Here is a 21,100-nt window from a genome sequence, read left to right as displayed (position 1 = left end):
CTTCCTCCTCCCGCTGTCCCCGTTACTTCCACGGCTGGCGAGCGCGAAGAGGTTCACTCGGTTGACGCAACACCTCAGCGCCGGGAGGACGAGGGCGGGTAGTCGTCGTAGTACTCGTCGTCGTAGGACGGCGAGCGGCGACGCCGCGGCGAACGGCCCAATCCGAGATCGGTGTCGCGGGTGAACCCGCTGCGGGGATCGGCGTGCGGGTCGTAACCCCGATAACCCGGGACGTAGTCGCGATTCTCCACATTGGTCAGGCGCGGAACCGTGCCCGGGAGGATCGTCCGGCGCCCGTCCGGCCCCTGGTGGAAATGCCCGCTGACCGTCATCGCCGAATGCACGTTGCGGCGATCGACGTGACGGACCGCGTCCCACTCGGTCTGGAACCGCATCCGGTCCAGCAGATCCTGCGGAAGGTTCTGCGACGCCATGTGAATCATGTTGCCCGACGACTCGATCTGGTAGATCTGCCCCGACATCGGCACATACCAACGCCCGTTGTGACGAATCGGCTCCCCGCCGTCCGGCACCACGAACTGATGCGCAGCCGTCGCACTCGGCGTCACCGACACATACCCCGAGTTGCGGGCCGCATCACCGCCGTGGACGTGCGACACCAGGTTGTAGTCCCGACCCCACGACGTCATCCCGTCCCGGAAAACAACCTCCGGCTGACGCGTATCACCCCGGTACATCCACGCCGGGCGCGACGGATTCTCCCGCAACTGCGGGTTGTCCAACCGCACCGGACCCGACTGCGACGGCTGACCCGACTGCGACGACGGGGCCGCCGTGTACGTCGAGTACGACGGGGTGTGCCGACTCGACGACGAGTGGTGCGAGCGCGACGAGTGGTGCGAGCGCGACGAGTGGTGCGAGCGGGTCGACTCGTGCGAGTGCCGCGAGCGGGACGAATGGCGCGACGAGTACCGGCCGTCGTCCGACGGCGGCAGCCCCGGCGAGACGTCGGCCCCGACCGCACCGGACGCGGGTTCCCGCCGCGGCCGGATCTCGGCGTTGCCGAGCAGCCTGGCCACGTCGTGAGCGGCGCGCGCGGCCGTGTCTCCGGTTTCCACCACGACGCGGCGATCCTGGTCGAAACCGGGGTGCAGGCGCACGTGGTTGGCGAAGTCGCGCGGCGTGCGGTCCCCGCCGTCCCAGAGGCTCACCCGGTCGCCGTCCTGGCTCGTGGTGAACCGGATGACCTGCTCATCGAGGTTCGGGCGGGCGTCGCGGGCCTGCTGGACGAGGTTCGCGACGTCGTCGTTCGAACTCGGGTAGTGCAGTCCGTCGCGGGTGGGCACCGCGAGGGTCTGGAAGTCGTCGGTGGCACCGGTCCGCTGCCAGGGTTCGGTGGCGGCGAACAGCTCCACGATCTGCTGCTCGGCCGCCTTGCTCAGCGGTAGCACGTCCAGCAGGTCGAGCAGGTCGTTGAGCTGGGCTTCCTCGGAGCGGTCGCCGGTTTCGTCGCCGAGCAGCCTCGGGTCGGACAGCAGCGCGTCGATGCGGTCGTGTGTCGCCGGGTCCTGGGCGGCGGCGACCATCGCGGAGCTGAGCTCGACGCGGGCCTGCCACTCCCCCTTGTCGGTGCTGCTGGGGAACATCCGGAACTCCCAGCGGTCGTGGGGGCTCGCCTGGACGTGCTCGAAGTTGAGCCCCTCGTTGCGGCTGGAGTTCAGCGCGCGCACGTCCTCGGCGGTCGACGCGGCATCCGTGCGGGGCGGGACGGGCATCGGCCCGACGGCGCGGAGTTCGCGCTGCCTGCCGCCCATCGTGGAGTTCGCCATCCGGTACAGCGACTGCTCGCGGGCCTTGGCGAGCCCTGCCAGAGCGACGCTGGCCTGCGGGGTGAAGGTGGTGCCGTCGAAGCTGACGTTGACGTGCCCGCCGCCTTCGTCGACGGATCCGCCGTACTTCTCCACGACCGAGCCGATGATGTCGGCGGCGGTTTCGAAGCGCTGCCAGGAACGGGCGTCGCCACCCAGTTTCTCCGACACTGCCTCGATCCCGTTCTCCAGGGTGTCCTCGTCGACCAGTCGCCAGCGGTCGGGCGCCTTCTTGACCAGGCCGGACGCCAGTTCCTGCCCGTCGCGCCAGTCACCGAGGCCCGCGTCGCGGAACGCCGTGCCGAGCTCCTGGACCGCGACGTCGAAGTGCTCCTCGGGAACGGTGAACTCGATCTCGGTGCCGAAGCGGGCATCGGGCCTGCTGCTGACACCGCCGGGCACGCCCTCGGCGTGGTAGCGGACCGGGTTGGTACCGGCGGCGACCGCGTTGCGCGCGTCGCGGTAGGTGTCGAGCATCGCGGCGAAGCGCTGCTCGCGGGGTACCGAGGCGGCGGGCGAAGCATCGGTGGCACGGTTCGGGGCGGCGCCGTCCTGGCCAGGCGGGAGGCCGGGCCGCCGGTCGTAGTAGTACGAGCTGCTGCTCGACGCCGGGTAGTAGTACGAGGTCGACGGGTACGAGGCGGGCACCGATCGACTCGACTCGTGCGACGATCGGGTCGGCTGCGGGGCGGGTTCGGCGAGTCCGAGGTCGGTGTTGCGGGTGAAACCGCTGTACGGATCGGCGTGCGGGTCATAACCACGGAAACCCGGCACGTAGCGGCGGTTCTCGACGTTCGTCAGCTCCGGCGTCGTACCAGGAAGAATCGTGCGCCGACCATCCGGACCCTGGTGGAAGTAACCGCGCACCGTCATAGCGCTGTGCACGTTGCGGTGACCGACATGACGAACCGCGTCCCACTCGGTCTGGTACTGCATCCGGTCGAGGAGGGCCTGCGGAAGGTTCTGCGAGGCCATGTGGATCATGTTGCCGGTCGACTCGATCTGATAGATCTGCCCGGTCATCGGCACGTACCACCGACCGCCGTGCTGAATCGGATCACCACCGTCGGGGACGACGAACTGGTGCGCGGCGACGGCACTCGGCGTCACCGACACGTAGCCGGAGTTGCGGGCGGCATCACCGCCGTGCACGTGCGCCACCAGGTTGTAATCAGTGCCCCAGGAGGTCATGCCATCCCGGAAGATGATCTCCGGCGGACGGGTGTCGCCCCGGTACATCCACTGCGGACGCCGCGGGTTGGACCGCAACTGCGGGTTGTCGAGTCGGACCCGACCAGAGGGCTGGGCAGGCACCTGCGGCGAACTGCTCGCCTGCGATGAGGACGGCATCGCGGTGTAGGTCGAGTACGAGGGGGTGTGCCTGCTCGACGAGGAGTGGTGCGACCTGGACGAATGATGCGAGCGCGACGAGCGGTGCGAGCGCGAGGACTCGTGCGAGTAGCGGTAGCGGTCGTCGGGCGACACACCGGGCGAGACGTCGGCCGGATCGGCCTGGCGCTGCGCCGTGGTCGTGGTGTCCGAGGACGCCGGGATGACCCCGTCGGTCGCCAGCGATCCGGGCAGGTGCGGCGAGGCCACGTCCATGATCTGCTGCATGTGCCGGTCCAGCACCCGGTACTCGACACCGGGCTGACGCACATCCATCAGATCGCCCGGAACCGGGCTGTCGGAGGTGTCGAGCACCTGCCGCGGATGCGGGTAGGCGTCCCGCACACCGAAGAAGTGCATCACCTCGTGCGTGAACTCCGACGGCGTCGCATCAGCGGCCCACCGGTGCTGATCCATCGGGTTCGACCGGTCGTCCGGCTTGCCCGGCACCACGTCGATCACGCCGTCGGCCTGGGCCGGGTCGTCGACGAAGGTCACCTTGCCGTGCGCGCGAACGTCCGGTCCGGGCAGCACGTTCTCGGGCTGGTTGAGCAGCTGCTCCAGCCCGGCGGTCGTGTTGGCCCGCACGGCCGCCAGGTCCTGCGGGCTGACACCGGGGGCCGGCCGCAGGTGCAGCTTCGTCTCGAAGGTCCACCGGCCCGGTTCGGGCGTGAGGCTGTAGCTCACCGCCTGCCGGATGCCGCTGCCCGGACCGCGCTGCACGGTCCCATCACCGAAGACGAACGCGTTGTCCAACGGCTTCCACCGCTCGGCCTCGACGGTGAACGTCGGCGGCGGCTCCGAGACCTGCGACCCGGTGGCCTGCCGGTTGACGGGCGCGGGCGTGTCGGGAGTCGTGAGGGCGGGGGTGATCGGGCCGTCGTCGCGGACCACGCGCGGTCGGGAGCCGTCGGGCTGGAAGCTGCGCCACTGGAGCTTGCCCCGGCCGTTGTCGACCAGCGCCACGACCTCCTTGCCGAGGTCCCGCGCCACGCGCGTCCCGCTGTCGGTGAACTCCACACCGCGAGCACCCGAGCCGTCGGGCGGGAGCAGCACGACGCGGTTCGCGTCGGGAGCGACCTGGGCGGACACGGTCTCGGCGCTGACCGGGCCTGCCGGGGCCTGGATCCTGGGGCTGTCGGCGATCGAAACGGGCACCCGCACCGAATCGCCGCCCTGCTCGCGAAGCACGTCGGGCGTCCCGGTCTGGTCCCGTGGGAGCCCCGGCCGACGGTCGTAGTAGTACGGGTCGCTGCTGGAAGCCGGGTAGTAGCGCGATGACGAGGAGGAGCTGCCGGCTGGGTAGTAGGAGGAGCTCGGGTAGGTCGACGAGGTCGTGTATCCGGTGGGAGCGGGGATCGAGCGGCTCGACTCGTGGGAGGACCGGCTCGGGCGCGGCGGCGCGAGTCCGAGGTCGGTGTTGCGGGTGAAACCGCTGTACGGATCGGCGTGCGGGTCATAACCACGGAAACCCGGCACGTAGCGCCGGTTCTCCACGTTCGTCAGCTCCGGCGTCGTACCAGGAAGGATCGTCCGCCGACCATCCGGACCCTGGTGGAAGTAACCGCGCACCGTCATGGCGCTGTGCACGTTGCGGTGATCGACGTGGCGGACCGCGTCCCACTCCGTCTGGTACTGCATCCGGTCGAGGAGGGCCTGCGGAAGGTTCTGCGAGGCCATGTGGATCATGTTGCCGGTCGACTCGATCTGATAGATCTGCCCGGTCATCGGCACGTACCACCGACCGCCGTGCTGAATCGGATCACCACCGTCCGGCACCACGAACTGATGCGCGGCGACGGCACTCGGCGTCACCGACACGTAGCCGGAGTTGCGGGCCGCATCACCGCCGTGCACGTGCGCCACCAGGTTGTAATCAGTGCCCCAGGAGGTCATGCCATCCCGGAAGATGATCTCCGGCGGACGGGTGTCACCCCGGTACATCCACTGCGGACGCCGCGGACTGGACCGCAACTGCGGGTTGTCCAAGGTGACCGGGGGTTGGGCAGGGGGCTGCGACGGCGCGGGCGCGTAGGTGGAGTACGACGGCGCGTGCCTGCTCGACGATGAGTGGTGCGACCGCGACGAATGATGGGACCGCGACGAGCGGTGCGAGCGCGAGGACTCGTGCGAGTGCCGTGAGTGAGACGAGTGCCGGGACGAGTACCGACCGTCGTCCGAGGGCGGCAGCCCCGGGGAGATGTCGGGGTCGTAGGAGCGGCGCCCGCCCAGTCCGAGATCGGTGTCGCGGGTGAACCCGCTGCGGGGATCGGCGTGCGGGTCGTAACCCCGATATCCGGGGACGAAGTCGGGGTTCTCGACGTTGGTCAGGTTCGGAGTCGTGCCGGGCAGGATCGTGCGACGACCGTCCGGACCCTGGTGGAAGTGCCCGCTGACGGTCATCGCCGAGTGCACGTTGCGGCGATCGACGTGGCGGACGGCGTCCCACTCGGTCTGGTACCGCATCCGGTCCAGCAGATCCTGCGGAAGGTTCTGCGACGCCATGTGAATCATGTTTCCGGAGGACTCGATCTGGTAGATCTGCCCCGACATCGGCACGTACCAACGACCGTTGTAGTACACCGGTTCACCACCGTCGGGAACCACGAACTGGTGCGCGGCAACGGCACTCGGCGTCACCGACACGTAGCCGGAGTTGCGGGCGTGCTCTCCACCGTGCACGTGCGAGACCAGGTTGTAGTCGGTGCCCCAGGACGTCATCCCGTCGCGGAAGATCACCTCCGGTGGTCGCGTGTCGCCCCGGTACATCCACGACGGGCGCGACGGGTTGGCCCGCAGCTGCGGGTTGTCCAGGGTGACCGGACCCGTCGGGTTCTGCGATGAGGACGGAACAGCGGTGTAGGTCGAGTAAGACGGCGCGTGCCGGCTCGACGAGGAGCGGTGCGACCGCGAGGAGTGGTGCGACCGCGAGGAGTGGTGGGACCGCGAAGACTCGTGCGAGTTCCGCGAGTGAGACGAGCGCCGACCGTCGTCCGACGGCGGCAACCCCGGCGAGATGTCGGGGTTCTGCTCGGTGCGCGGGGTCTCGGCGAGGCCGAGGTCGCTGTCGCGGGTGAACCCGCTGGCGGGGTCGGCGTGCGGATCGTAGCCCCGGTGCCCGGGCACGAAGTTCTGGTTCTCGACGTTGGTGATGGTCGGGGTCGTGCCCGGCAGGATGGTGCGGGTGCCGTCGGGGCCCTGGTGGAAGTAGCCCTCGACGGTCATCGCCGAGTGGATGTTCTCGGTGTCGACGTGGCGGACCGCGTCCCATTCGGTCTGGAACTGCATCCGGTCGAGCAGGGCCCGCGGCAGGTTCTGCGAGGCCATGTGGATCATGTTGCCCGACGACTCGATCTGGAAGATCTGCCCGGACATCGGGAAGTACCACTTGCCGTCGCGCTGGATCGGCGCGCCGCCGTCCGGAACGACGAACTGGTGCGCGGCAACGGCACTGGGCGTCACCGACACGTAGCCGGAGTTCTTGGCCTGGTCGCCGCCGTGCACGTGGGCGACCAGGTCGTAGTCGGTGCCCCACGACGTCATCCCGTCGCGGAAGATCTCCGCGGGCGGCCGCGTGTCGCCCCGGTACATCCACCGCGGCCGTGGCGGGTTCGTCCGCAGCTGCGGGTTGTCGAGCGTGACCTCGGTGCTGTCCTGCTGATCACCCGTCTGCTGATCACCCGTCTGCTGGGCCGAGGTCTCGGCGCTCGGGGGCAGGCCGGGGCGCCGGTCGTAGTAGTTGTCGTAGGAGCTGGAGTGCCTCGGGTAGTAGGACGAGGAGCTGCTGGTTGCCGGGTACTCGTCGTCGTAGGACGGCGAGCGGCGACGCCGCGAGGGACCTAGGCCCAGGTCGGTGTCGCGGGTGAACCCGCTGTCGCGGTCGGCGTGCGGGTCGTAACCCCGATAACCCGGGACGTAGTCGCGATTCTCGACGTTCGTCAATCGTGGCACCGTGCCCGGGAGAATGGTGCGACGGCCATCGGGCCCCTGGTGGAAGTGCCCGCTTACGGTCATCGCCGAATGCACGTTGCGCCGATCGACATGACGGACCGCATCCCACTCGGTCTGGTACCGCATCCGGTCCAGCAGATCCTGCGGAAGGTTCTGCGACGCCATGTGAATCATGTTTCCGGAGGACTCGATCTGATAGATCTGCCCCGACATCGGCACGTACCAACGCCCGTTGTGGCGAATCGGCTCCCCGCCGTCCGGGACGACGAACTGGTGGGCAGCCGTCGCACTGGGCGTCACGGACACGTACCCGGATTCACGCGCACCATCACCACCGTGCACGTGCGACACCAGGTTGTAGTCCCTACCCCAGGAAGTCATGCCGTCCCGGAAGACAACCTCCGGCTGACGCGTATCACCCCGGTACATCCACGACGGACGCGACGGATTCTCCCGCAACTGCGGGTTGTCCAGCACGACCGGCCTCGACTGCGACGACGAGTGGTGCGAGCGAGGCGAGCGCGAGGAGTGGGACGATCGCGAGGAGCCGGAGTCGTGGCCGTGGTGGCGACGGGGCCGGTCGCTGGGCGGCCTGGCCGGTGAGACGTCGGAGGTGTCGGGCTCGCGCTGCGAATCGAGCGCGGTGCCCGAGGACGCCGGGATGACCCCGTCGGTCGCCAGCGATCCGGGCAGGTGCGGTGAGGCCACGTCCATGATCTGCTGCATGTGCCGGTCCAGCACCCGGTATTCGGCACCGGGCTGACGCACATCCATCAGATCGCCCGGAACCGGGCTGTCGGAGGTGTCGAGCAGCTGCCGCGGATGCGGATACGCGTCCCGCACGCCGAAGAAGTGCATCACCTCGTGCGTGAACTCCGACGACGACGCGCCCGCCGCCCACCTGTGCTGATCCATCGGATTCGACCGGTCGTCCGGCTTGCCCGGCACCACGTCGATCACGCTGAACGCCTGGGCCGGGTCGTCGACGAACACGACGTTGCCGTGCATTTCGACGTCGGGTCCCGGCAGCAGGTGGGCCTGCTGGTTGAGCAGCTGCTCCAGGCCGGCGGCGGTGTTGGCGCGCACGTTCGCCAGGTCTTCGGCGGTCACACCGGGGGCCGGACGCAGGTGGAGCTTCGTCTCGAGGTTCCAACGCCCCGGTTCGGGCGTGAGGGTGTAGCGGACCTCTTGCCGGATGCCGCTGCCCGGTCCGCGCTGCACGGCCCCATCACCGAAGACGAACGCGTTGTCCAACGGCTTCCACCGCTCGGCCTCCACCTCGAACGTCGGAGGCGACTCATCACCGTCAACCGGCTGCGGCCCAGCGTCGGGCCGCGACGCGGGAGCGGGTTGGGGCGAGGTCGGCAGCCGGTCGCGGACGGACTCGGCGATCTGGGCGCTGGCGGGATCGGCGAAGAACTCCTCGGCGTGCCGCGACCCGAAGTCCTCGACGCCCGCGGCGTGGGCGACGGCCGCGAGGATCTCGCGAGCGGTGTTCTGGCGCGTCACGCCGAGATCGCGGACGTCGATCTCGACGCTGCGCCCGACCTCCCGCACGTCGGCGGTCGTGCTCGGCTTGTGCGGGGTGCCGGTGCGCTCCAGCGACACCGGGACGAAGTGCGCGTCCGCCTTGGCGTTCCCGCTGCCCGGGGTGGTGTTCGTCGTGCCGTCGTGGCCGGTGAACCGGTAGCCGCCGGGCAGGTCCTGGCCGACCCGGTCGGCGAGGGCGGCGGTGACGACGTCGCCGTCGGCACCGACGTGGCTCTGCTGGGCGTTGCCGCCGGGCGCGGTCGGGAACCCGGCCATGTGGTTCGGTCGGCCGGTGAAGGGGTTGGTCTCGGGACGGACGCCCAGCACCAGCGTGTTCTGGTCCAGCCAGGGCAGCGCGACGTAGCGCTGCTTGCGCCACTGCCCGTCCTGGCCGCGTTCGACGAGGTTGCCGGACCGGTCGAAACGCCGCCCATCACCGTCGGTCCGGGACTCGTCGGGTCGAACCCCGTTGTCCTGAGCGGGACCGTCCGGCGCGGGCGCGACGCCGGGGTCGACGTCGGTGGCCTCGCGGCGCAGGTCCTGCAGCTCGAAGGTGTTCGCGGCGATCTGCTGACCGAGCTGGTCGAGCCGCCGCACGTCGGGCTCGGTGACCTCGACGGCGGCGCGGTGGATGATCTCGACCTGCCGCGGATCGGGTCGCGGCCCGCCGTCGAGGTGCGGTTCGGCCATCGCCTGGACGGCGCCGGCGATGTGGGTGATCCTGCTGGTCAACCGGTCGTACTGGGAGGTCAGGTCGGAGATCTGGTCCTCCAGCGCCCGGATCTCCCGACGCACCTCCTCGGGGCTCCGCGCCCCGTCGTCAACAACCCCCTCCCGAACAGCGCCGTCCCGATCAGCGCCGTCCTGAACAGCGCCGTCCTGAACAGCGCCGTCCTGAACAGCGCCGTCCTGAACAGCGCCGTCCTGAACAGCGCCGTCCTGCGTGGAGGTCGTGGGGTCGGTGGCGGGAGCGGGCGTCGTGCGGGGCGGGGGTTCGAAGGCGGTGTGCTCGCCCTCGCGGACGTCGAACTCCACCGGGGTGCCGGTGAACCCGTCGGCGCCTTCCCTGCGGTGCTCGGACCAGAACGGCGAGAAGTGCGGCTTGGAGCGGATCACCACGTCGTAGTGCGGGGTCGCGGTGTAGCGGTGCCACTCCTGCTGCCGGGTGCGGGAGGTGTTGCTCTGCTCCAGCGCGGAGGCCGCCGTGTCGCCGTCGGTGACGCCGCGCGAGGCGGCGTTCTCGGCGTTGCTCCAGTTCTGGGCGTTGATGGCCATCGCGCCCAGACCCGTGTCGACGCCGCGCGTGTTGCCGTCCCCGGAGGACGATCCGGCTTCCTGACCGCGCTTGGCCTCGTGCTGCGCCTCGGTCCAGGTGTGCAGGTGTTGCGGGTCGCTCAGCCGGGGTTTGACCTGAACCTCGTAGTCCACCGCGAGGAAGCGGTCGTGCACCCGGAAGGTGCTGGTGTGGCCGTCCTCGCTGAGCAGCTGCCGGTCGGGACCGATGTTCGGCACGAGCACGTCGGGGGAGAACAGCGCGTCGATCTTGCCGCGGTTCGGGGTTCCCTCCCCGAACCAGCGGTGCACCAGGTCCTCGTGGCCGCGCGCCTCGACGATCGCGTCGACCACCTGCCGCGTCAGCTCCGGGTCCCGGGTGCTCTTGGCCAGCTGGAACGACGGGGTCTGCCGGGCGGCGTCGGTGATGTCGCGGCCGGTGGTCGTGGTGGTGCGGTCGGCGGGCTGGTCGAGCAGGAACTCGGGCAGGCTCAGGTCGACGGCGCCCCGGGTCCGGGACAGCTGCGGCGGCAGCGTGACCTCGCGCAGCTCCGGGTGCCGGTAGGCGCTGGAACCCGCGGCGCCTTCGGTGAAGGTGGACAGCAGCAGCGGCGGGACGCGGAACTTGTGCACCGTGAAGTTGACCTGCACGGGTGCGCGCACGCCGACGTGGCCGTCGGTGTCGGAGCGTTCCTGCTGGAAGGTGTCGACCTCGTTGGCCTGCTCGGCGCTGCTCGCCTGGGTCGAGCCGACGAGCGGCATCGGGGCCATCGTGTCGCCGGCGGCGGTGGTCGGCACGATCGGCCACGCGGTGATCCCCAGCGCGGTGGCCACGTCGCGGGAGGAGTCCTGGCCCTGCCCGCGCACGCCCTGGGTCTCGGCGTAGCCGCCGGAGGGGACGTCGCCGCGGTCGATGACCTCGGCACCCGGCTGCTGCTCGGCGGTCGCGGTGAAGGTGTAGTAGTGCGAGCCGAACCAGCGGGAGCGGAACATGCTGCGCTGCCAGCCGCCGTTGAGCATCTCGCGCACGTCGGCGGGGTTGTCGAGGGCGCGCAGCGCGTTGGTGGCGTCGAACAGCGGTGCCGGGCGGCCGGAATCGGGCGTCCAGCCGGGGAACAGCTCGGGCGCGGCGTGCCAGAGCGCGCGGATCGCGTCGTCGGACAACCGCCCCGGCGCACCCGCCTCCTGGTCCTGCGAGCCGTCGGCGGGCGCCGGGTCGTCGCGGGTGAAGCCGTTGACGACCACCGACCGGTCCAGGCCCTTGCCGAGGTCGCGCAGCAGCGGCAGGTCCTCGGTGAGCCGGCCGTCGGGGTGCGTGGTGACGGGGGTGCGCGGTTTGACGTAGAGCAGGCCGTCGGGGACGACGATCTCGACGCTGTCGCTCTGCGCCCCGGTCGGGTAGGGGCTGATCGCGTCCCAGCGGTGGTTGGGCTGGCCGAACAGCTGCTGCCAGGCGTCGGCGCGGACGGTGAGCACGAGGTCACCGGTGTAGAGGTCCATCGGGGTCTTGACCTGCGAGCTGGACTTGGTGGAGCCGCCGAGCGAGTCGTCGTTGCCGCGCCCGGTCGACATCGACACGCCCGCGTTGGCGTCCGCCATCGCGCCCCAGAAGTTGACGCCCAGCTCGCCGTCGGTGCCGCTGCTGGTGCCGTTGGAGATCGACACACCGGTCTTGTTGCTGGTCTCCCAGGTCGAGTTGCCCGGCACCGGGCCCAGCGGCCGTTCGTTGTGCACCCGCATCTCGAAGGCGCCGCGCTGCATCCGGTCGAAGAACCACCCGGCGTGCGATCCGTCGTCCCGGACCTGCGGGGTGTGGAACATGCCGGGGATCCGGGTCTTCCACCACTGCGGGTCGACGTCGACGAGGTGCTTGGGGTCGCTGTGCCGGGGATCGCTGCTGCCGTGCGCGATCCACCGCCGGAAGCGTTCGAACCGGCCTTCCTTGGCGCCGCGGGCGGCGTCGCGCTGCATCTCGTGGAAGGCTTCGTTGGCCTTGCCGTAGAGGTCGGGGACCGAGACCACGGCGGTGTTGCTCATGTCGACGCGGTTGCCGTCGTCGAGCCCGCGTCCCGCGGCCGGGACCGGGTCGCCCGGGCGCCAGCCCGCGTCGGCGTCGAGCAGGAAGCTCGCCACCCGGTAGTCGGCCTGTCCGGGCACCTGCATCGAGGTGGGCGGGGTGGTGCGGCTGAACGGGTTCCGCGCGGAGGTGTCGGTGGCCTTGAGCTCGAACGCGACGTCGCGGGTGACCCGGTCGGCCTTGCCCTCGTACTTGATGCGCTGCTCGGATTCGAGGCTGTCGCCGTACCCGCTGGCCTTGCCCCGGTTCCAGCTGCCGCCGATGCCGGCGATGCCGCCGACGTAGTTGTTGGCGCCGTAGCCGGACGGGCGGATCGTGGCGCGCGCCATCGCCGCCACCAGCGCGCCGACGCCGAAGCTGGTCTTGAACCCGGTCTTCCAGCCGCTGCCGCGCTTGCGGGTGGCGCTGAACTTGACGTCGTTGTCGAGGGTGCGGCGCCCGGTCACGTCGCCGAGGTCACCGGTGAGCTCGAACTTGAACTTGCGGCCGCCCGCGGTGACCTCGACGGTCACCGGCTTGCCGTCACCGGTCAGGTCGTCGAACTTGGTCATCACCCCGTACGGGCCGAGCCCGCCGAGGTCGCGGTTGATCTGGTTCCAGTCGACCTGGTCCTGGTCGACGCCGAGCGCGGTGAGCCGCTGCCGGATGTGCTGCCGCGCCTGGTCGCGCACGGCCTCGGTGCCGCGCACCCGCACCACGTTGCTGAACATGCCCTCGCCGTCGACGACGGTGCGGATGCGTTCGCGCTGCTCGGCGTCGGGCACCGGGACCGGGTTCGGCATGGTGGTCGTGCCGTCGGGGTTGAGCGCGTCGGTGAGCGCCTGCTCGAACTCGGGCACGTCCTCGTTGCGCACCCACACGTAGGTGGCCCCGTCGGTGGGTGCGACGGTGACGGGTGCGGACTCGGCCTTGCCGCCGGGCCGGGAGGTGATCTCGGCGGCCAGCGACAGGTCGATCCGGTAGCGCTGAGCGCCGTCGCCTTCCAGCGACTTGTCCTTGTTGGTGCCGGATTCCCGGCCGGTCTGGGATTCCTTGCGGCTGGAGTTGAGCGACAGCACGCCGATCGGGCCGATCTGCAGCGGGCTGCCGTGCCCGTCGATCTTCGCCTCGCCGGAGGTGAACAGCCCGCGGAGCCGGATGCCGCCGATGGCGCGCGATCCGATGCTCTGCGACAGGCCGGTGTCCTTGGTGTTGCGCAGGATCTCACCGGTGCGGATGGGCTGCGGGTCGCCGATCCGCTCGAACCCGCGCACCTGCGGTTCGACCTTCACCGAGACCTGCGGGTGCTTCGACCAGTTCTTGCCGGGCATCCGCGACCACTTGGGGTAGGTGGTGCGCTGGCTGATGTCGATGCCGTTGACCAGGCCCTCGGAGGTCTCCTCGACGAACTGCGAGGAGTCGACCTTGTCGGCGATCCCGCCGCTGAGGGTGGCGTCGTTCTTGGCCCAGTCCGGCAGGTTGTCCATGACGGAGCGGTTGAGCTGCCCGATGCCCGCGTAGCCGTCGAGGTTGGCGATGAGCTGCTGGATCTCGGCGGGCACCGGGACGGGGGCGCGCGGCGTCGGCGTGGTCTGCGCGGCCGGGTTCTGGTTGCCCTGCACCGCGGGGGTCGTGGTGGCCGGTGCGGTGTCCGGGGTCGGTGCCGGGCGGGGTGCTTCCAGCACCGTCTCCGGGTACGCCAGCCGGACCGTGGGGTCGAAGCGGGAGCTGCCGCGCTGCCCGCCGGACTCCCACTGGACCTCGAAGTTGACGTCGAAGGCCTTGTGGTGGCCGCCGAGTTTGGCGGTGCGCTCGCGCGTGTTGCCGGTCTTGTCCGAGACGGAGCTGGTGCGGCTCTCGCCCCAGCCGAGGAACGGCATGACCCGCAGGTTCAGCGAGGTCGCTGCCACCTCGATCGCCGAGTCCACCCAGCCGGCGACGGCGTTCTGCCGGAGCTTGCGGGACACGGCGTGGCTGGAGATCGAGCGGCTCGCCCCCTCGTGCTTGCTGCTCTGCGACGGGGTGTCGTGCACCGCCGAGTCGGGGGTGGCGGCGGGGGTGACGGTGTCGGGGTCCATCCGCACGAACACGCTCTGCGTGCCGGTCGTCGTCGGGACCTGGAAGCTGCGGCCGCTGGAGAGGATCTGCAGCAGGCCGAGTTCGCCCCGCGTGTTCACCAGGTGCTGGAACTGCCCCTGCAGCCCGGCGCGCACCGCCGGGTCCACGTCGATCTTGGAGGCGACGTTGGCGGCGAGCGGCGCGGGGCGATCCGGCGACCACACCCCGTCGCTGGGCAGCAGGCGCGAGTTGTGGGTGATGATGCCGTCGCGGGTGAGCTCCGCCGGTCGCGGCGTCTCGTCGACGCGCGCGGTCATGTCGGCGGCGAAGGAGTCCGCGGCCCGCGCCGTCTCCGGCAGCACCGGAGCCGGGGTGACCTGCGACGGATCGGTGAGCGACAGGTCCAGCGGGGTGTCCTGGTCCAGCGCCGCGAACAGGTCGTCGGTCGAGGTGGTGCCGTCGGTGGCCGTGTCGGTGGAACCGGTGTCGGTTGCCGTGTCGACGGTGTCCCGGCCGGTGCCGGCGGTGTCTTGCTGAGTCGTGTCCTGCTGGGTCTGCGTGGATTGCTGCCCGGTCTCCTGGGTCTGCCCGGTCTCCTGGGTCTGTCCCGTCTCCTGGGTTTGGGGCGTCTCCTGGGTTTGGGCGGTGTCGACGAGGTTGCCGCTGGAGTCGACCGTGACCGTCGCGGTCGACGCCTCGGGCGTCGGGGTGCCCGGAACCTGGGGCACGGACGTCTGCGAGGTCGCCGTCACGTCGGTCACCGACGGCGAGGACGTGGCGATCGAGTTCGTGGTGCCGCCGCGCGTGTTCGGGGTCGACTGGGATTGGGTCTGGGTCTGGGACTGCGCTTGCGGCGCGGGCGAGTTCGTCGAGGCGGGGTTCGACGAACTCGATCCGAGGCCGGAAACCTGCGTCTGACCGGTCTGGCCGAGACCGGTGACCGACTGCTGGCCGGACGTCCCGTCGCTGCTGGTCACGCGGTCGGTGCTGGTCGTCTCGCTCGCAGGGCGCCCCTGGCCGCTCTGCGCCTGCACGTCGGCGAAGCTCTGCGAAGTGGTCGTGGTGGTGTCGCTCGCCGAGTTCTGCTGGTTCTGGCCGAGATCCGTCCGCGACTGCGTGAGATCCGTCCCGGCACCATCGGTCTGGGAACCCCGATCGACCTGCACGGCGGAATCGGTGCCTCCCCGCACCGGATCGGCGGCGGACTGGGAACCGTTGGACTGCACCGGATCGGTCTGAACCGACCCGACCGGCGACGAGGGCTGCTGCGTCCCGGTCCCGGTCGTCCCCCCGTCGGTGGCGACGGCATCGGGGGCGGCCTGCTGCCCACCGGGATTCACCTGAGCCTGCCCGTCGACCTGCGTCGGCGGCGCGACGTACGAGTCCGATGTGGACGGCGAGAGGTTCGGTTCCCCCTGGGTGTTCGACGACTGCCCCGACGGAGGAAGTCCGGGTGAGACGTCCGGGTTCGAGGGAGCGGGTTCCGGCGGAACAGCGCTGTTCGAACCGGATTCCTGCCCGGTCGAGACCTGCGAACCGGAGTTCGGGGCAGCTCCCCGCTCGCCGCCGACGCTGACGGTCTCCGGCGTCTCGACGACCGAACCGGTCTCGGACCCGGGCTGCGAGGGGACCTGGGTCTGCGACTCGGCGAGCGACCCAGTCGTGGACTGCGCAGGCGTGGACTGCGCAGGCGTGGACTGGGCGGTCGTGGACTGGGCATCGGCATCGGACTCGAACGGGTTGCTCGGGTTGTCGGACCCGGTCGATGCGACGTCGTCGACCGCGCCGCGATCTCCCCCGCCCTGCCCCGGGACCTGGGTCTGGGACTGCCCCAGCGAAGACGGGTTGCCACCCGCAACACCACCGGCGACCCCACCACCGGACGTGCTGCCACTGGACGTGCTGTCGCCGGACGTGCTGTCGCCGGAGACGCTCTGCGCGTCGCTGTCGATGTCGGAGGTGTCGAGGTCGCCGTCGCCGTTCAGCAGCGGCGAGGTGTCGGAGTCGCCGCCCTCGTTCTCGCGCTGCGCGGCGAGGAACGGGTTCTCCCCGCTGCCGGGCGTGAGGTTGCCGTGGAGCCCGGCGCCGATGACGCTGCCCAGGTTCTCCGACAGACCGGCGGACATGCCCGCGGTGAACGAGTACGGGTTGGCCTGGAAGCCCTGCCCGGTCATGGCGCCGTAGAGGCCCTCGGTGAAGAACTCGTGCAGCCCCTCCTCGACGGCGTCGGCGAGGCCGCGGCCGAACTTCTCGGCCCACATGCCCTTGAGGCTCATGCCCGCGTAGTTGCCGGGCGTGGCGGCCCCGAGGTCGCGGGCGATGTGGGTGTTCATGTGGTCGGAGACCTGGGTGGCGAACTTGGCCAGCGACGGTGCCTTCGGGAAGTCGTCGGCGAAGTTCTTGGCGGCGGCCTCCGCGGCGGCCTTGAGGATATCGTTGTCGATCTGGTCGCCGATGCCCTTGACCAGGCCCTTGGCGAGCATGTTGCCCATCGCGCCGCCGAGCGCGGCGAAGGGCAGGGACAGCGCGCCGCCGAGGGCTCCGACTGCGGCGGCCTGCTTGGTGGCGTCCTCGTCCCAGTCGTCGCGGCTGCCCTTCGCCATCTGGATGCCCTGGGCGGCGGCGTCGATGGCCACCTGGAAGGCGATGCCGAACACCTGCGCCTGGATGACGCGCATCAGCAGCCGTCCCCAGATGTTCTTGAGCAGGAACCGGACGATGGCGTAGCGGCCGGCGAGCCAGGCCATGCTGGCGCCGAAGGTGGGCCCGGCCATCGCGATGGCCCAGGCGATCTCGGCGAGCAGCTCGACGAGCGAGAGCAGGCTGACGAGCTTGACGTACTCGGTCTGCACCGAGAGCTGCTTGAGGAACGCGGAGATCTGCTCGTACCCGGCGGCGGCGGTCTCGATGTGGCCGTTGCTCTCGACGTACGGCGCCATCCGGTCGGCGAAGCGCATCGCGGCCTTGCCGTAGAACTCGGAGCGGATGAGCTTGATCGCCTGAGCGAGCTCCGGTGTCAGGTCGTTGCGCAGCCGGTTCGCGGTGTTGCGCCACGATTCCGACAGCTTGCGAAGTTGATCTTCATTGATCTGCGGCCACTTCTCGCCGGTCAAGACCATGAAGAGGTTGCCGACCTCTTCCGGAACCATGATCGCCATAGCTCGCCCTCACGCCCCCTCGTCCGCGCGCGGCACGCCGTCGTCGGTCGCGCCGCGCGCCGCGCTCACGCCTTCTTGCCGCCCCGCGTCACCTCGCTGTTCGCGGTCGAGTTCATGTCGTCGAAGGTCTTGCCGACGTCGACCACCTTCTCGCCGTCGGTGCCGATGCTCAGGCCGAGCATGCGCAGGAACTCCAGCCCGTCCTTCTCCCCCGGCTCGTACTTGGAGCGCAGCGTCTTGGCGATGTCGTCGTCGCCCTCGATGGCGAAGGAGTTGCAGTCGTGGGCCAGGTCGGCGTAGATGGCGTTGGCGGTCTCGGCGATGCGGGTCAGGTCGACGCCTCCCCGCTTGAGCGCCTCGATGTCCGCCGCGACCAGGTCGTTCTCCTCATTTGCCACGATCGGTCCCCTCCCCCTCGTCGGCGGCGTCGGACATGCTGTCCGCCTCCCGGACCGCCTCGTCGAACATCGTGTCCAGGTCGAAGTCGCCGTTGACCATGTCGGTCAGCGCCGACCCGAACCCGGCGGGCGCCATCGCGCTGTAGACGGCGATGGACTTCTGGCTCGCCTCGTCCTGCGCCTGCCGAACCAGCTCGACGATCTTGTTGGCCAGTTCGGCGGGCGCCATCGTGCGGTAGCGGGTGCCGGAGAACTTCAGACCGGTGAGCCGCTGCCGGTGGTCCACCGTCGCGGATATCGAGCGGTCCTTGCTGGAGACGGTCGTGGTCTCCTTCTCGGCCCGCTCCTGCGCCTCGCGGATGCGCTCCTGCTGCTTCCGGAGGTCTGCCAGAGCGTTTTCCATCTGGTTGAACAGAGGAGAGGACATCGCCACTCCCTCCTTCCCGGGACCTGGTCTTCAGCCCTGCGCCGTTGCCTGGGTGGTCTGCTCCTGCTCCGCCGGTGTCTGCTGCGGCTGGCGCGGCGGGCGGACCGGGCCCGCGGCGATCTGCTCGTCGACGTCGAAGTCGGCTTCGTCGGGCAGGCCGATGACGCCCATGCCCGCGTCGGCGTTGGTGCCCCAGACGTCCTCGTCCTCGGACAGCCAGGTCTGCCGCTCGCGTTCGCTCTTGTCGCCCTGCTGGCCGCCCATGCCGCCCATCATCGGTGGCATGAACGGCATTCCGCCCATGCCCTGCTGCGTGGACGGACCGTTGAGCTGACTCATCCCCGGCGGCAGCGGCGATGCCTGGGAACCGCCGAGACCGGAGCCCGCGCCGGAGCCCATGCCGAACCCGGCGGTGCCGCCCCCGGCACCACCGCGCTGCTGCTCGGAACCCGTACCGGGACCACCCGCGCCGTCGGCCGAGCCGTCCGGGGCGCCGAAGCCGTCGGAGACGTTGTCGAACCCGTAGCCGTCGGCCGGGTCGGACACGCCCTCGAAGCCGCCCGAACCGAGACCGCCCGCACCGTCGCCGAATCCACCGTCGCCGAACCCACCGGCGCCGCCGTTGGCGACGTCACCGATGCCGGCACCGGAGCCGAGCCCGGCGCCCGAGTCGGACCCGAGTCCGCCCGGGTCGAAGCCGCCGAGTCCGCCGTTGGCCGGGTCGCCGAGCCCTTCCCCGGCACCGGATCCGAGGCCACCGGGGTCGAAACCGCCCTGGCCGCCGGGCAGATCGCCGAAGCCCCCGGCACCGCCGTTGGCCGGATCACCCAGGCCCGCACCGGCGCCGAGGCCGCCGTCAGCACCACCGGGCAGATCGCCGAACCCACCGGCACCGCCGTTGGCCGGATCGCCCAGGCCCGCCCCGGCGCCGAGACCGTCGTTGCCGCCCGCGCCGAGTCCACCGAGGCCGCCGTTGGCCGGGTCACCGAGGCCCTGACCGGCTCCCAGTCCGGAGTCCGCGCCGCCGGGCAGCCCGGTGTCGCCGAAGCCTCCCGCACCGCCGTTGGCGAGGTCGCCGATGCCTTCTCCGGCACCGGGGATCGGGTTGCCGTTGGAGTCCAGGGGCACACCGGCCATGCCGCCGGGGCGGTCCTGGTCCTGCTGCCCGGGCACGTCGCCGAAGCCGCTCGCACCGCCGTTGGCGGGGTCGAACGAGTTCTGGGTCAGGCCGCTGTCGACCAGGCCGGGCTGCCGGCTGCCGCCGCTGAGCCCACCGACCCCGCCGTTGGCCGGGTCGTTCTGCCCGAAGTCGCCGAAACCGCCCGCGCCGCCGTTGGCCGGATCGCCGTTGGCGTTGGCGCCGGGCTTGGTGCCCGCGCCGCCGGTGGCGCCGCCGAGCCCGAGCCCACCGGGGCCGACCAGCGGCGGCGTCGCACCGCCGTTGGCACCGTTGTCCCCGGTCCCCAGACCGGAGTCGCCGCCGAGGCCACCACCGGCACCGCCGAGGCCGTCACCGCTGCCGAGGCCGCCGACGCCGCCGTTGGCGGAGTCCCCGCCCAGGCCGTCGGCTCCGCCCAGGCCGCCACCGGCTCCCCCGAGCCCGTCGCCACCGCCGAGTCCGCCGACGCCGCCGTTCGCGGAATCGCCGCCCAATCCGGCACCGCCGCCCAGGCCCTCGGGACCGCCACCGGCACCGCCGAGACCGTCGCCGCCACCGAGTCCGCCGACGCCGCCGTTCGCGGAATCGCCGCCCGACCCGTCACCGCCGCCCAGGCCCTCGGGACCGCCACCGGCGCCCCCGAGACCGTCGCCGCCACCGGGCGGCGGGACGTTGGTATCCCCGCCGGGCGGGGGCACGTTGGTGTCGCCCCCGGGCGGCGGCGGGATGTTCGTGTCGCCACCCGGGGGCGGCGGGATGTTGGTGTCGCCGTTGGGAGGCGGCGTGGTCGGCGGGGTGTTCGGGGCGCTGGCCTCGGGCTCGGTGAGCTCCTTGATCGCCGACTGCGTGTACTTGAGCTCCTCTTCGAGGGGTTTGAGCGCCGCGGCCGCCGCGGTGTCGAGCGTCTTGAGCTCGGTGAGCGCGGCGTTGCTGATCTCCGTGTTCATCTTGTCCCACGGACCGGCGGTGACCAGGTTGCCTTCCTTGAAGCTCGCCAGCGAGGTGTTGATGTACTCCTGGGCCTCGGAGGTGCTCTTGCCGTCGAGCTGGTAGTTCGGCGCGCCCTTGACCAGCCCCACTCCGTTGGTGAGGAAGTCGTAGAGCTGGTTCTCGTAGTCCACGCGCTTGTTGTTTGGGGCGTAGAGGGCGCGGCTGCGGAAGTCGTAGAACGCCTCGGCGAGGCCCTTGATCGCCGCTTCCACCTTGTCGCCGAGGTTCTTCAGCGCCACCGAGACGGCGACGCCCCGGTCGATGGTGAGCTGCTCGTGCAGGCCTTCCAGCTTGTCGGCGTTCTGGTCCATGCGCCCCTGGATGACCGAGGCGGCCTTGCCGCTGAAACCGGAGTCCTCGGAGTCCAGCGACTTCGCCCAGGCCCGGAAGTCCGTGCCGGTGCCCTCCAGCCACTTCTCGTACTTGCCGACGAGGTCTTGGGCCTGGCGCAGGGTGGGCAGGTCCAGCGTGCCGCTCTTGCCGGACGACATCTCCTCGACGATGGTTCCGGCGTCGTTGATCGCCTGGGTCCACGCGTCGGTGGCGGCGGTGTTGCGGTTGACCCGGTAGTAGACCCGGTCGAACGCGGTGTAGGTGAGGTCCTCGGTGGGCGCGACCCGGTTGGTCAGGTCCTCCTTGAGCTTGTCGCCGGTGAAGTCGGCGTCCTTGCCGCCGGCTCCACCGTCGCCACCGCCTGCGACCTCGAACCACTTGATGCCCTCGGCCTTGGACTTCAGGTCCGGCCCTTTTCCGGTCAACGCGTTGAGCGCCTGGAAGAACGTCCAGTCGCTGCTCGGGCCTGACAGGTCCGCGTTCTCGGGCATGGGCTTTCTCCTGCTCCTGGGCTGATGCCGTCAGCTGAGGTCGATCGGGTGGGGGTCGA

General features: G+C 70.7%; 4 protein-coding genes. All 4 read right to left on the bottom strand.

All coding sequences use genetic code 11. The annotated features are described in order from the left end of the window. Window positions 1-74 precede the first annotated feature (74 nt). Window positions 75-17,243, bottom strand: a complete 17,169-nt coding sequence (locus REH65_RS26020) for a hypothetical protein (RefSeq protein WP_406689497.1) — start codon at window positions 17,241-17,243, stop codon at window positions 75-77. 65 nt (window positions 17,244-17,308) lie between these two features. Further along, window positions 17,309-17,641, bottom strand: coding sequence for a hypothetical protein (locus REH65_RS26015; RefSeq protein ID WP_281453906.1), 333 nt, complete (start codon window positions 17,639-17,641; stop codon window positions 17,309-17,311). Further along, complete coding sequence (locus tag REH65_RS26010; RefSeq protein ID WP_281453907.1) at window positions 17,631-18,068, bottom strand: YbaB/EbfC family nucleoid-associated protein; 438 nt, start codon at window positions 18,066-18,068, stop codon at window positions 17,631-17,633. The genes REH65_RS26015 and REH65_RS26010 overlap by 11 nt, the downstream gene beginning before the upstream one ends. Before the next feature lie 30 nt (window positions 18,069-18,098). Continuing rightward, window positions 18,099-21,041, bottom strand: a complete 2,943-nt coding sequence (locus REH65_RS26005; protein ID WP_406689496.1) for a hypothetical protein — start codon at window positions 21,039-21,041, stop codon at window positions 18,099-18,101. Window positions 21,042-21,100: the final 59 nt, after the last annotated feature.

This window comes from Saccharopolyspora sp. ID03-671, assembly GCF_045278815.1.
GTDB classification, from domain to species: domain Bacteria; phylum Actinomycetota; class Actinomycetes; order Mycobacteriales; family Pseudonocardiaceae; genus Saccharopolyspora; species Saccharopolyspora ipomoeae.
This window is presented reverse-complemented; position numbering and strand designations above follow the sequence as displayed.

Coding starts and splice junctions, on each gene's coding strand:
- REH65_RS26020 (WP_406689497.1), bottom strand. CDS start 17,243: ATGGCGATCATGGTTCCGGAAGAGGTCGGCAACCTCTTCATGGTCTTG.
- REH65_RS26010 (WP_281453907.1), bottom strand. CDS start 18,068: ATGTCCTCTCCTCTGTTCAACCAGATGGAAAACGCTCTGGCAGACCTC.
- REH65_RS26005 (WP_406689496.1), bottom strand. CDS start 21,041: ATGCCCGAGAACGCGGACCTGTCAGGCCCGAGCAGCGACTGGACGTTC.